Annotated in this window: 11 protein-coding genes; 8 read left to right on the forward strand and 3 right to left on the reverse strand. The window is 70.7% G+C overall.

Annotated features, from left to right (window positions below; all coding sequences use genetic code 11):
- Positions 1 to 114: 114 nt before the first annotated feature.
- Together typA and FLP10_RS14685 are read left to right on the forward strand one after the other, a co-directional pair.
- Positions 115 to 2,019: a translational GTPase TypA gene (typA, locus tag FLP10_RS14680; protein ID WP_149161553.1), complete on the forward strand. Its 1,905-nt coding sequence runs from the start codon at positions 115 to 117 to the stop codon at positions 2,017 to 2,019.
- A gap of 217 nt (positions 2,020 to 2,236) precedes the next feature.
- Positions 2,237 to 3,034, forward strand: coding sequence for a M23 family metallopeptidase (locus FLP10_RS14685; protein WP_149161554.1), 798 nt, complete (start codon positions 2,237 to 2,239; stop codon positions 3,032 to 3,034).
- Positions 3,035 to 3,114: 80 nt separating this feature from the next.
- Here FLP10_RS14685 and FLP10_RS14690 read toward each other — a convergent pair whose 3' ends face one another.
- On the reverse strand, positions 3,115 to 3,939 hold the full coding sequence (locus FLP10_RS14690; RefSeq protein WP_149161555.1) for an enoyl-CoA hydratase/isomerase family protein: 825 nt from the start codon (positions 3,937 to 3,939) through the stop codon (positions 3,115 to 3,117).
- Between the two features lie 130 nt (positions 3,940 to 4,069).
- Here FLP10_RS14690 and FLP10_RS14695 point away from each other — a divergent pair, with 130 nt between their 5' ends.
- The 5 genes from FLP10_RS14695 to FLP10_RS14715 all read left to right on the forward strand — a co-directional run bounded on the left by FLP10_RS14695 (position 4,070) and on the right by FLP10_RS14715 (position 7,845).
- Positions 4,070 to 4,534, forward strand: a complete 465-nt coding sequence (locus tag FLP10_RS14695; RefSeq protein ID WP_149161556.1) for a hypothetical protein — start codon at positions 4,070 to 4,072, stop codon at positions 4,532 to 4,534.
- On the forward strand, positions 4,531 to 4,932 hold the full coding sequence (locus FLP10_RS14700; RefSeq protein WP_149161557.1) for a hypothetical protein: 402 nt from the start codon (positions 4,531 to 4,533) through the stop codon (positions 4,930 to 4,932). Before FLP10_RS14695 ends, FLP10_RS14700 begins: the two co-directional genes overlap by 4 nt.
- A gap of 32 nt (positions 4,933 to 4,964) precedes the next feature.
- The gene (gene fdxA, locus FLP10_RS14705; protein ID WP_149161558.1) at positions 4,965 to 5,285 is read left to right on the forward strand and encodes a ferredoxin; all 321 of its coding nucleotides are present in this window, start codon (positions 4,965 to 4,967) and stop codon (positions 5,283 to 5,285) included.
- A gap of 2 nt (positions 5,286 to 5,287) precedes the next feature.
- Entirely contained in the window at positions 5,288 to 6,403 is a 1,116-nt protein-coding gene (gene dapC / locus FLP10_RS14710) for a succinyldiaminopimelate transaminase (RefSeq protein ID WP_149161559.1), read from the forward strand.
- Positions 6,404 to 6,546: 143 nt separating this feature from the next.
- Positions 6,547 to 7,845 carry a citrate synthase gene (locus FLP10_RS14715; protein ID WP_149162277.1) on the forward strand — a complete coding sequence of 433 codons (1,299 nt, stop codon included), beginning with the start codon at positions 6,547 to 6,549 and terminating at the stop codon, positions 7,843 to 7,845.
- 66 nt (positions 7,846 to 7,911) lie between these two features.
- On the opposite strand, the gene FLP10_RS14720 is transcribed toward FLP10_RS14715, so the two are convergent.
- The gene (locus FLP10_RS14720) at positions 7,912 to 10,512 is read right to left on the reverse strand and encodes a penicillin acylase family protein (RefSeq protein WP_149161560.1); all 2,601 of its coding nucleotides are present in this window, start codon (positions 10,510 to 10,512) and stop codon (positions 7,912 to 7,914) included.
- 96 nt (positions 10,513 to 10,608) lie between these two features.
- The gene (dapD, locus tag FLP10_RS14725; protein ID WP_149161561.1) at positions 10,609 to 11,586 is read right to left on the reverse strand and encodes a 2,3,4,5-tetrahydropyridine-2,6-dicarboxylate N-succinyltransferase; all 978 of its coding nucleotides are present in this window, start codon (positions 11,584 to 11,586) and stop codon (positions 10,609 to 10,611) included.
- Positions 11,587 to 11,950: 364 nt separating this feature from the next.
- Here dapD and dapE point away from each other — a divergent pair, with 364 nt between their 5' ends.
- Positions 11,951 to 13,048 (forward strand): succinyl-diaminopimelate desuccinylase, encoded by a 1,098-nt coding sequence (gene dapE / locus FLP10_RS14730; protein ID WP_149161562.1) that lies wholly within the window; start codon positions 11,951 to 11,953, stop codon positions 13,046 to 13,048.
- Positions 13,049 to 13,051 lie beyond the last annotated feature (3 nt).

Here is a 13,051-nt window from a genome sequence, read left to right on the forward strand (position 1 = left end):
GCCCGCCGCGTTTGCGGCCGACGGTGCTCCCCAGACTTCCATCAGCGCATCCGTGCTGCCGGCGCGCGACCGTGCGCAGCAGGCGGCGGATGCCCCACCGCGAGGACTCCACACATGGCGAAGGCCACCCGCTCCGATCTGCGCAACGTCGCGATCGTCGCCCACGTCGACCACGGCAAGACCACGCTCGTCGACGCGATGCTCAAGCAGACCCACTCGTTCGCCGAGCACGCGCACGTCGACGAGCGCGCGATGGACTCGAACGAGCTCGAGCGCGAGAAGGGCATCACGATCCTCGCGAAGAACACCGCGGTCGAGTACCGCGGTGCGCACGCGAACGGCGGCTCGGTGACGATCAACGTCATCGACACCCCCGGTCACGCCGACTTCGGCGGCGAAGTCGAGCGCGGTCTCTCGATGGTCGACGGCGTGGTGCTGCTGGTCGACGCGAGCGAGGGCCCGCTGCCGCAGACCCGCTTCGTGCTGCGCAAGGCGCTCGAGGCTCGTCTGCCCGTCATCCTGCTGGTGAACAAGACCGACCGGCCCGACGCGCGCATCGAGGAGGTCGAGGAGGAGAGCCACGACCTGCTGCTGGGTCTTGCGAGCGACCTCGTCGACGACGTGCCCGACCTCGACGTCGATGCGCTGCTCGACGTGCCCGTCGTCTACGCGTCCGGCAAGGCCGGCCGTGCGTCGCGGAACCGCCCGGCGAACGGCGAGCTGCCCGACAACGACGACCTCGAGCCGCTGTTCGGCGCGATCCTCGAGCACATCCCGGCGCCGAGCTACGACGACGAGGCGCCGCTGCAGGCGTGGGTCACGAACCTCGACGCGTCGCCGTTCCTGGGCCGTCTCGCGCTGTTGCGCGTCTTCAACGGGACGATCCGCAAGGGCCAGACGGTCGCGTGGGTGCGGCATGACGGCACGCACTCGAACGTGCGGGTGACCGAACTGCTGAAGACGAAGGCGCTCGAGCGCTTCCCGGCCGAGGAGGCCGGCCCGGGCGACATCATCGCCGTCGCGGGCTTCGAGGACATCACGATCGGCGAGACCCTCGCCGACCCCGACGACGTGCGGCCGCTTCCCGCGATCCACGTCGACGACCCCGCGATCTCGATGACGATCGGCACGAACACCTCGCCCATCGTCGGCAAGGTGAAGGGCCACAAGCTCACGGCGCGCATGGTCAAGGATCGCCTCGACCGCGAGCTCATCGGCAACGTGTCGCTGAAGGTGCTCGACATCGGCCGCCCCGACGCGTGGGAGGTGCAGGGCCGCGGCGAGCTGGCGCTCGCGATCCTCGTCGAGCAGATGCGTCGCGAGGGCTACGAGCTCACGGTCGGCAAGCCCCAGGTCGTCACCAAGCAGGTGAACGGCAAGACCCACGAGCCGTACGAGCACCTCACGATCGACGCACCCGAGGAGTACCTCGGCGCGATCACGCAGCTGCTCGCCTCGCGCAAGGGTCGCATGGACAACATGTCGAACCACGGCACGGGCTGGGTGCGCATGGAGTTCATCGTTCCGAGCCGCGGCCTCATCGGCTTCCGTACCGAGTTCCTCACGACCACGCGAGGCACAGGTATCGCAAACGCGATCTCGCACGGCTACGACGAGTGGGCCGGCCAGATCATCACGCGCAACAACGGCTCGATCGTCGCCGACCGCGCGGGAGTCGTGACGCCGTTCGCGATCATCGCGCTGCAAGAGCGGATGACCTTCTTCGTGAACCCCACCGAAGAGGTCTACGAGGGCATGGTCATCGGCGAGAACTCGCGCAACGACGACATGGACGTGAACATCACGAAAGAGAAGAAGCTCACGAACATGCGTTCGTCGACGGCCGACACCTTCGAGTCGATGACGCCGTCGCGCCAGCTCACGCTCGAGGAGTGCCTCGAGTTCGCTCGCGAGGACGAGTGCGTCGAGGTGACGCCCGAGAAGGTGCGCATCCGCAAGGTCGTCCTCGACCAGACCGAGCGCGCACGGGCCGCGTCACGCCTGAAGAAGCAGGGCTGAGCTCGGCTTCGTCGAACGAACGGATGCCTCGGGGCCGCGTGCCCCGGGGCATCCGTGTTCTCCGCGGTGGTGGTGATGAGAGCGCGACCAGCGCTTTGACGATTCACGGATGTTCCGGGCAGGGACCTCTCAGAAACGACCCGTACGGTAGCTGAAGTTTTCTCAGCCGTGTACTCGTGACTGAACGCCCCCGATACGAAACCCGAACTCCTCACGTATGACTCTGCCCCCTCACGGCCGCCGCGCGGCCGCCACGCCCCCGCACGCCCGCTTCACCCGACTCGCCGCCGGCGCCCGCCGCTCGGGCGGCACCCGGCCCCTGCTCGCCTCACTCGGCCTCACGTTCGCCGCCGGCCTGTTCGCAGCGACCAGCATCCCGGCGCTCGCACTCACCGCGACCGCCCCTGAGGACCAGCCGGTGGCGAGCGTGTACGAGCCCGTGGTGGAGGACACGATCGTCGCTGCGCCGCAGACGGTCGATTCGCACGCATCGATCGACACGGTTCCCGACGAGTCGTACGTCGTCGAGCTCGCCCCGCCGCCCATCACCTCGCAGGTCGCCGGGCTCGGCACGATCTCGCTCGTGAAGACGGCCGCGATCGTGTGGCCGGTCGTCGACCCGAGCCGCACGAGTTCGGGCTTCGGCCCGCGCGAGGCACCCTGTGGGGGCTGCTCGACCTACCACGACGGCATCGACTTCACGCCGGGCAGCGGCACGCCGGTGATGTCGCTCGCCGACGGCGTGGTCGTGCTCGCGACCGAGAACGGCGGCGGGCTCGGGGTCAACGTCGAGGTGCAGCACAACATCGACGGCCAGATCATCACGAGCTCGTACGCGCACATGCAGTTCGGCTCGATCGCGGTGTCGGTCGGCCAGCAGGTCAGCGCCGGCCAGCAGCTGGGTCTCGTCGGCACGACCGGCCAGTCGACCGGCCCCCACCTGCACCTCGAGATGTTCGGCGCCGACGGCGTGCGCTTCGACGGCATGGCCTGGTTGAAGTCGCGACTCGGCTGAGCAGGGGCGTCTGACGCCGCGCTCGGTGCCCCGGAGGCCCAGCCCCGGAGGCCCAGCCCCGGAGGCCCAGCCCCGGAGGCCTAGTGCCCCGGGAACTCGGGCGCGCGCTTTTCGAGGAACGCCGCGATGCCCTCGTCGTGATCGGCGGTCGAGAACGCGTCGCGGAATCCCGCGATCTCGAGCTCGACGGCCGTCGCGGTCGGCGTGCCCGCCGCGGCGACCAGCACACGCTTGGCGATGCCCACCGCCGTCCACGCCTGCTTCGCGGCGAGCTCGACCGTCTCGCGTGCACCCGCGAGCAAAGCCTCGCGGTCGGCGAACCGCCGCACGACCAGGCCCGCGTCGACCGCCTCGTCGATGCCGATGCGCCGGCCGGTGTAGATGAGCTCCTTCGCGCGTGCGGCGCCGACCGCGCGCGGCAGTCGCACGGTGCCGCCGAACCCCGGGATGAGGCCCAAGGCGACCTCGGGCTGGCCGAAGCTCGAGGCATCCGTCGCGTAGATGAGGTCGCAGGCGAGCGCGAGCTCGAGCCCGCCGCCGAGCGCGAAGCCGTCGACGCACGCGATGACCGGAACGGGCAGTGCCTCGAGGGCGGCCGCGACCGCGTGCCCCTTCGCGGCGACCGCTGCGCCCTCGTCGGGCGTGAGCTCGCGCATCGCGCGGATGTCGGCGCCCGCGACGAACGCTCGTCCGCCGGCTCCGACCAGCAGCACGCCGCGCAGCGACGGACCGGCCTCGGCGAGCTCGGCGACCGCGGCGGCGAGCGCGTCCAGCACCTCGGGGGAGAGGGCGTTCAGGGATGCCTCTCGATCGATGACGATCGTGGCGATCGCGCCGTCGCGCTCGATCCGGACCGCGTCGGGCTGGTTCGCGTCGGAGGACGGGGACTCGGGCTGCTCGGGCATCTGCATCGATCCTCTCCGCGGTGGCGGCGGCCGCCGCTGTGACGCCTGCGTTCCACGGTACGGCATGGCCGCTCACGACCCCGACCGGTAGACTCCGGCTCAGCCCGTCGACCCGCCGAGGAGGCTCGTCATGTCCACCGTGCGCATCCATCGCGCGCTCGCCGCGGCCGGTGTGTCCACCGTGATCGCCATCGGGCTCACCGGCTGCTTCAACCCGTTCGAGCGGATGGTGCAGCAGGGCGTCGAAGACGCGGTCGAGGGCGCCGTGGAGGGCGCGACCGGGGGCGACGTCTCGATCGGCGAGCTGCCCTCCGGGTTCCCCGAGTCCGAGATCCCGCTCATCGAGGGCGAGGTCGTCTTCGCCGCCGGCGCGCCCAACCAAGAGGGCGAGGGGTGGCTCATCACGATCAAGTCGCCGGCCGCCGACCCGGTCGCCGACGCGGTGGCGAAGCTCGAAGCGGCCGGCTTCACGACCGATCCGAACCTCGAGGGCGTCGACCTGCAGGGCATGGCGATCCGCACGAACGGTACCTGGACGGTCTGGGTCGGCGGCGACACCGACGGCGTCGCCTACACCGTGGCGCGCACCGAATGAGCGAGATCGGCAATCGCGTCGTCACGATCGTCGTCGGCGCGGCCATCGGGCTCGTCTACGGCGCGATCGCGACGATCGGCCACCGTCACGAGCTTCGCATCGGCGACGTGACGATCCCATGGGGGCTCACCCTCGCGATCCTCGGCGTCGCCGCCCTGCTGGTGGGTATCCGCCTCGTGATGGACCGGCTCTCGTCGGCCGCGGCCGCGGCCGGCATCGTCGCGATCGTCGCGGTGCTCACGCTGCCGGGCGTCGGGGGGTCGATTCTCGTGGCGGGCGACATCCGCGGGACGATCTGGGCGGTGACGCCTGCCGTGGTCGGTGTGCTGGTCGTCGCCTGGCCGAGCCTGCCGGCGCGTCGCAGCGCGACCGCCCCGGTCGGCCGACGCGTAGACTGACACTCCAGCCACCTGAAGGGAACGCGCCCACTGTGACCTACGTCATCGCCCTCCCCTGCGTCGATGTCAAAGACCGTGCCTGCGTCGACGAGTGTCCGGTCGACTGCATCTACGAGGGCGAACGTTCGTTGTACATCCACCCCGACGAGTGCGTCGACTGCGGCGCCTGCGAGCCCGTGTGCCCCGTCGAGGCGATCTACTACGAAGACGACCTGCCCGAGGAGTGGGCCGACTACTACAAGGCGAATGTCGAGTTCTTCGACGAGATCGGTTCGCCGGGCGGTGCCGCGAAGGTCGGCGTGCTGGCGTTCGACCACCCCCTTGTCGCCGCCCTGCCCCCGCAGGGGCACTGACGGTGGCGCTCGGAGCGCTTCCCGACTACCCGTGGGATCTCATGGGTCCCTTCCGCGCCCGCGCCGAGGCGCATCCCGACGGCGTCGTCGACCTCTCGATCGGCTCGCCCGTCGACCCGACGCCCGACATCGTGCGCGCCGCGCTCGCCGAGGCCACCGACGCGCACGCCTACCCCACCACGATCGGCACGCCCGCCCTGCGCGAGGCGATCGTCGACTGGTTCCGGCGTCGGCGTGGCGTCACGGGACTCGACGCGGCATCCGTACTGCCCACCATCGGCTCCAAAGAGCTCGTCGCGCTGCTGCCGTTCATGCTCGGCGTTGGTGAGGGCGACGTCGTCGTGCATCCGCGCGCCGCGTACCCCACCTACGAGATGGGCGCGGTGCTGAGCGGCGCGACCGCGTTCGCCTCCGACGATCCGGCCGAGTGGCCGGCCGCGACGCGCCTGGTCTGGCTGAACAGCCCGGGCAACCCCGACGGGCGGGTGCTCGGCGTCGACGAGCTGCGGGCCGCCCGCGCTCGCGTGCGCGAACTCGGCGCCGTGATCGTGGGCGACGAGTGCTACGCCGAGCTCGGCTGGGAGGGCGAGTGGTCGGATGCCCCGGTGCCGAGCCTGCTCGATCCGCGGGTCACCGACGGCGACCACGGCGGCACGCTCGCGATCTACTCGCTCTCGAAGCAGTCGAACATGGCGGGGTACCGCGCCGCCTTCGTCGCCGGCGACCCGGCGCTCATCGCGAGGCTCACCAACGTGCGCAAGCACGCCGGACTCATGCTGCCGGCACCGCTGCAGCACGCGATGGTCGTGGCCCTCGGCGACGACGCGCACGTCGCCGCGCAGAAGGCGCGGTACCGCGCCCGGCGCGACCTGCTGAAGCCGGCGCTCGAGGCGTCGGGGTTCCGCATCGACCGCAGCGAAGCGGGCCTGTATCTGTGGGTCACCGAGGGGCGCGACGCGTGGGAGTCGATCGGCCGGCTCGCCGATCTCGGCATCGTGGCGGGCCCGGGCCACTTCTACGGCGTGCACTTCCCCGAGCACGTGCGGCTCTCGCTCACCGCCTCCGACGAGCGCATCGCGGCGGCCGCCCGGCGGCTCAGGGCGGCATCACTGGGGTGATCGCCAACCGACGGTGGGATCCGTTGACGGATGCCACAGTAGGCCGTCGACCCGTCTAGGCTGTATTCGGACTTCGGCGCGATCGCGCCTGGCCGGAGAGGTACCGCGCAGTGACGATCACAGGAGGCGCCGTGAGCGACGTCGTGAACCCACGAGACCAATCGCAGGGTGCTGCGACCGCGAACCTGTCGTACCCCGGCGGGTCGGCCGAGTTCCCGATCCTGCCCGCCGTCGACGGCGCCTCGAGCCTCGACCTGTCGACGCTCACCCGCCAGACCGGGTTCACCGGTCTCGATTACGGCTTCGTCAACACCGCGTCGACGCGCTCGGCGATCACGTACATCGACGGCGGTCAGGGTATTCTGCGCTATCGCGGCTACCCGATCGAAGAGCTCGCCGAGCACTCGACGTTCCTCGAGGTCGCGTGGCTGCTCATCTACGGCGAGCTGCCCACCGCCGACCAGCTCGGCGAGTTCGACGAGAAGATCCGTCGGCACACGCTGCTGCACGAAGACCTGAAGCGCTTCTTCTCGGCGCTGCCGCACACCGCGCACCCGATGGCGGTGCTCTCGAGCGCGGTCGCGGCCCTCTCGACCTACTACGAGGACTCGTCCGACCCGCACGACCCCGACCACGTCGAGCTCACCACGGTGCGGCTGCTCGCGAAGCTCCCGGTCATCGCGGCGTACGCGCACAAGAAGAGCATCGGGCAGGCGTTCCTGTACCCCGACAACTCGCTCGACTTCGTGTCGAACTTCCTCCGCCTCAACTTCGGCAACATGGCCGAGCCGTACGTCGTCGATCCGACGCTCGCGAAGGCGCTCGACCGGCTCCTGATCCTGCACGAAGACCACGAGCAGAACGCATCGACGTCGACCGTGCGGCTCGTCGGCTCGACCGGCGCCAACCTGTACTCGTCGATCTCGGCGGGCATCCAGGCGCTCTCGGGCCCGCTGCACGGCGGGGCCAACGAGGCCGTGCTGCAGATGCTCGCGAAGATTCGCGACTCGGGCGAGGGCGTCGGCCGGTTCGTCGAGCGCGTGAAGCGCAAGGAAGACGGCGTAAAGCTCATGGGCTTCGGTCACCGGGTGTACAAGAACTACGACCCGCGCGCGAAGATCGTCAAGCAGTCGGCCGACGCGGTGCTCGAGGCACTCGGCGTGAACGACCCGCTGCTCGACATCGCGAAGGAGCTCGAGCAGTTCGCCCTCGAGGACGAGTACTTCAAAGAGCGCCGGCTCTACCCGAACGTCGACTTCTACACCGGCGTCATCTACAAGGCCATGGGCTTCCCGACCCGTATGTTCACCGTGCTCTTCGCGATCGGCCGGCTTCCCGGCTGGATCGCGCACTGGCGCGAGATGAACCTCGACCCGCAGACCAAGATCGGTCGCCCCCAGCAGCTGTACACGGGCGAGCCCGAGCGGCACTACCCGCGCTGAGCCGCCGCACGAAACAGGCCCCATCCGCATGGATCGGGGCCTGTTCGCGTTTCGGCGGGCGGCGCCTCAGCCGGCCGGCAGTAGCACGAGGGTGTCGGCGCGGGCGTCGGTGACGGCGTCGGCCGTGAACGGCCAGGGGCGCGTCTGCCCGGCCTGCCACAGCTTCGTCTGGTCGTCGTAGTGCGTCGAGAACGCGTGCCCCGACGCCCCGGTGAGGTTGATCCACCGTGACGCGTCCCAGTCCGAGACATCCACGATCATCCGCATCGACGGCACCCAGTTGACCTCGTAGCCGACCGACGCGTCCCACGCGATCGCGTTCGGAATCGCCGAACCCCCGCCGAGCTCGTACGGCCCGCGGTTGAACAGCCACTCGATGGGGCCGATGCCCGACTCGCCGAAGCTCTGGTTGCGCAGCGTCAGCGTGTGCAGGCGGCCCCAGCGCCAGCGCTCGGGGTCGCTGCCGAGCCGGTCGCCCGCCTCCTGCCAGGCGGCGGCGAGCGACGCGGCGATGACGGCGTCGCGGCCGGTGGCGCCGGTGTCGGGGTCGGTCCACCAGGGTGAGTCGGGTTCGTCGAGCAGCGTGTCGACCACGCCGAACCAGCGATCGCCGCCGACCGGACGCGTGCCGTCGGGCAGGTCGTGGAACATGCGCTCGAGCAGCGTCTTCCAGAACACGGCGAAGTACGCGGCGCCAGGGCTGTCGGCGTCGGCGTGCGCGTCCCACGAGGCGAGCAGTTCCGCGCCGCTCGCGGCATCGCCGTCGAGCTCGAGCGTCGGGATCACCTCGAGGAACGTCGCCGCGTTCGCGTCGCCGGTGTCGAGCTGGATGTCGGCCATCATCTCGGCGGTGATCGGCTCGCCCGCGTCGATGTGCTCGCGCAGGCGCTGCTCGATGCCGCGGGCGCGGTAGCCGAGATCCCAGTCGGCGGTGAGGAACGGATCGTCGGCACTCACCGCGTTGTTCGCGGTCACGAGGTAGCCGCGCTCGGGGTTCAGCACGCTCGGCAGCTGGGCGAACGGCACGCGCCCCACCCAGCCGTTTCCGCTCGTCCAGCCGGGCAGCGGCAGCGTGCCGTCGCCCGACGCGCGGATCGGCACGTTGCCGGGCGCCTGGTAGCCGATGTTGCCTTCGACATCGGCGTAGACGAGGTTCTGGCTCGGCACGTCGAACAGCGCAGCCGCGTCCTGGAACTGCGTCCAGCTCTTCGCCCGGTTGAGCGCGAAGATCGCCGACGGCGTGGTGCCGGGCGTGAGGGCGGTCCACTGCAGCGAGAGCCCGTAGTCGCCCTCGGGCAGGCCGGATGCCTCGGGGTAGCCGTCGGCGACGCGCGTGAAGTTCTCGGTGAGGTCGGTGACGATCGGCCCGCGCTCGGTCGAGCGCACGGTGATCGTCACCGGGTCGCCGCCCGCGACGTCGATGGTCTCTTCGCGGGTCTCGAAGGGCACCTGCCGGCCGTCGAGCTCGTACGTGTCGTCGGCGATGCGCTCGATGTAGAGGTCGGCCACGTCGGGGCCGAGGTTCGTGAAGCCCCACGCCACCTGCTCGTTGTGGCCGATGACCACGCCCGGCAGGCCCGAGAACGTGTACCCCGACACCCGGTACCCGCACGCGTCGCCGACCGTGGAGCACGACAGGCCCATCTGCGCCCAGATCGAGGGCATCGTCGGCCCGAGGTGCGGGTCGTTCGCCAGCAGCGGCTCGCCGGTGTCGGTGAGCGACCCCGAGACGACCCACGAGTTCGAGCCGATGCCGTGGCCGGCTGGCCCCAGCAGCTCGGGCAGGCCGGCGAGCGTGGTCTGCAGCGCCGAGAGCGCGTCGGCGTAGCCGGAGGCACCCGGGTCGTCTGCGACATCCGAAACGGCCGTGACATCCGACGCATCCGCGACCTGCGCGCCCTGCGTGACCGGCTCGACCGCGCCGACCGAGGCGGGCGCCGCGGCCGGAATCCCGCCGACGATCGTCGGCATCGTTCCCCACGAGTAGCCGGGGTGCAGCCGCTGCACCTCCTCGGGCGGCAGCACCGTCGACAGCAGGGCGCGGTCGATCTCGTCCTCGAGGTTCGAGCGCAGATCCCACGCCATCGCCTTCAGCCAGGCGATCGAGTCGACGGGGCTCCACGGCTCGGGGGAGTAGCCCGGGTTCTGCAGGCCGAGCACCGCGTACTCGAGCGAGAGCTCGGCGCCCGAGTGCCCGGCGAGGAAGGCGTTCACGCCCTCGGCGTATGCGTCGTAGATGGCCCGGGTCGGCTCGTCGAGCTGCTCGTACTCGACCTGCGCGACGCCGCGCCAGTTCAGGGTGCGGATGAACGCATCGGTGCCGACCTGCGACTCGCCGAACAGCTCGGCGAGCCGGCCCGAGGTGACGTGCCGACGGAAGTCCATCTCCCAGAACCGGTCTTGCGCGTGCACGTAGCCCTGCGCGAAGAACAGGTCGTGGTCGGTGTCGGCCGTGAGGTGCGGGATGCCGGCGTCGTCACGCACCACGGTGACGGGCATCTGGAGCCCGGCCGCGTCGATGCGCCCGCTCGTCGTCGGGAACGAGCGCGAGACCGTCCACCAGCCGAGACCGCCGGCGACCACTACCAGCACGAGCACGGCCACCAGCAGGCCCACGAGGAACGGAACGAGACGTCGTCGGTGCGTGCGAGGCGCGTCGGTGCCCACGCCACTCCTTCGTGAAACGGGGAGGGAGGCGGGGGTGCGTCCCTCGGGGCTCTCAGGGTACCCGAGGCGGAGCGGTTCGAGCGCAGTGCGTGCCGATCAGGCGTGCAGGGCGGCGTTGAGCACCACCGAGCCGCCCTCGCGCGAGAGCACCTCGACCCGCCCGGTCAGCGAGTTGCGTCGGAACAGCAGGTTCGCCACCCCCGAGAGCTCGACGGCCTTCACGGTGCGCGTGGCGCCACCCGGATCGAGCACCGACACCTTCGTGCCCGCCGTAACGTAGAGGCCGGCCTCGACGACCGAGTCGTCGCCGATCGAGATGCCGATGCCCGAGTTCGCGCCGAGCAGCGCCCGCTCGCCGATCACGACGCGTTCGGTGCCGCCGCCCGACAGGGTGCCCATGATGGATGCTCCGCCGCCGATGTCGGAGCCGTCGCCGACGACGACGCCCTGCGAGATGCGCCCCTCGACCATCGAGGCGCCGAGCGTGCCGGCGTTGAAGTTGACGAAGCCCTCGTGCATGACGGTGGTGCCGGGCGCCAGGTGCGCGCCGAGGCGCACCCGCGCGGTGTCGGCGATGCGCACCCGATCGGGCGTGACGTAGTCGGTCAGTCGCGGGAACTTGTCGAGGCCCTGCGGCTGGATTCCCGCGCGCTGGAGCGCGATGCGCCGCGCCGCGAAGTCGTCGGGCCGCATCGGGCCGGCGTTCGTCCACAGCACGTTCGGCAGGTGAGCGAAGATGCCGTCGAGGTTCACCGTGTTCGGTGCCGCGAGCAGGTGCGAGAGCACGTGCAGCCGCAGGTACGCATCGGACGTGCCGGCCGGTGCCGCGTCGAGGTCGATCTCGACCGAGACGACCTCGGTGCGCACCCCGCGGCGCTCGTCGGTCTGCTCCACGCCGTCGGTGCCCGACGCGCCGAACACCACTTCGGATGCCTCGACCGAGGCGTCGGCGAGAGCGCCGAGTGCGGGAGCCGGGAACCACGTGTCGAGCACGGCGCCGTCGGCCAGCGCGACGGTCGCGACCCCGAGTCCGGAGGCGAGGCGGGCAGGGGTGGTGACGTCGTTCTCGGGCATACATCAAGGCTAGCGAGGCGGGCGGGGCGTGTGACGCCCGCGCGACAGCGACTCCGAAAGCGTTGGGGGGCGATGTCCCCTGTTCGGGGGTGATCGTGTTTGCTCGCCTGGGTTGTAGTTTCGTCGGACAGACCCGGTGCTGAAGCGCGAGCACGAACCGGCGCGAACGAATTCTGAAGCGCCCCGGGTTAGCGGAGGGCGAGTTCTCCCAGCGACGGTTGCCGCTGGGGGTTGATGTCACGGGAGTAATCCTTCTCGATGGGACGAGGTAGCCGATCGAGGAGTGAACCGGCCTGCCTGAGATGTGAGAGGCGTTGAGGCCTGCTGCACGTGTTGGTCAGACGCCTCCGAATAGACTCGTCGCGTGCCCGCCGAAACCCCTGCGCCCCTCGACCTCACCGCCGACCCGGTCGCGATCACGCGGGCGATCTGCGACATCCCGAGCGAGTCGGGCGACGAGCGGGTGCTGGCCGACCTGATCGAGCAGGCGCTCGCCCGGGCATCCCATCTCGAGGTCGTGCGCGACGGCGACGCGATCGTGGCGCGCACGAATCTGGGGCGCGCCCGCCGAGTCGTGATCGCGGGCCATATCGACACGGTGCCGATCAACGGCAATGTGCCGACCCGCTTCGAGACCGACCCCGACGGCACCGAGTATCTGTGGGGCCGCGGCACGGTCGACATGAAGGCCGGCGTCGCGGTGCAGCTGAAGCTCGCGCTTGAGCTCGACGAGCCCATCGTCGACCTGACCTGGATGTGGTACGACCACGAAGAGGTCTCAGCGGCGCTGAACGGGCTCGGCCGACTCGTCGCGAACCGACCCGAACTGTTCGAGGGCGACTTCGCCATCCTCGGCGAACCCTCGAACGGGCAGGTCGAGGGCGGCTGCAACGGCACCCTGCGCGCCGAGGTGCGCGCGACCGGCCTGCGGGCGCACTCGGCGCGCAGCTGGGTGGGCGAGAACGCCATCCACAAGCTCTCGCCCGCGCTCGCGAAGCTCGCCGCGTACGAGGCCGAAACGGTCGAGGTCGACGGCCTCGCCTACCGCGAGGGCCTGAACGCGGTGATCGTGCGCGGCGGCATCGCCGGCAACGTCATCCCCGACGAGGCGGTGCTCGAGGTCAACTACCGGTTCGCGCCCTCGAAGTCGGTCGCCGACGCCGCCGAGTTCGTCACCGACTTCTTCGGCGGCTACGAGGTGACGGTCGTCGACAGCGCCGACGGCGCCCGGCCCGGCCTCGACGACCCGCTGGCGCAGGAGTTCGTGCGCGCCGTCGGCGCCGAACCGAAGCCCAAGTACGGCTGGACGGATGTCGCGCGCTTCAGCGCGCTCGGCGTGCCGGCCGTGAACTTCGGCCCGGGCGACCCGTTGAAGGCGCACGCCGACGATGAGCGCGTCGCCGTGCACCAGATCGTCGACGGCGAGCGAGCGCTGCGCGCCTGGCTCACCGGCGCGGCCTGACCC

Source organism: Agromyces intestinalis (assembly GCF_008365295.1).
Lineage (GTDB): Bacteria > Actinomycetota > Actinomycetes > Actinomycetales > Microbacteriaceae > Agromyces > Agromyces intestinalis.

What these genes read in the sequence shown, in the direction of transcription:
- dapD (WP_149161561.1), bottom strand. Translation starts at nt 11,586, where the DNA reads ATGCCCGAGAACGACGTCACCACCCCTGCCCGCCTCGCCTCCGGACTC.
- FLP10_RS14695 (WP_149161556.1), top strand. Translation starts at nt 4,070, where the DNA reads ATGTCCACCGTGCGCATCCATCGCGCGCTCGCCGCGGCCGGTGTGTCC.
- typA (WP_149161553.1), top strand. Translation starts at nt 115, where the DNA reads ATGGCGAAGGCCACCCGCTCCGATCTGCGCAACGTCGCGATCGTCGCC.
- FLP10_RS14690 (WP_149161555.1), bottom strand. Translation starts at nt 3,939, where the DNA reads ATGCCCGAGCAGCCCGAGTCCCCGTCCTCCGACGCGAACCAGCCCGAC.
- FLP10_RS14700 (WP_149161557.1), top strand. Translation starts at nt 4,531, where the DNA reads ATGAGCGAGATCGGCAATCGCGTCGTCACGATCGTCGTCGGCGCGGCC.
- FLP10_RS14685 (WP_149161554.1), top strand. Translation starts at nt 2,237, where the DNA reads ATGACTCTGCCCCCTCACGGCCGCCGCGCGGCCGCCACGCCCCCGCAC.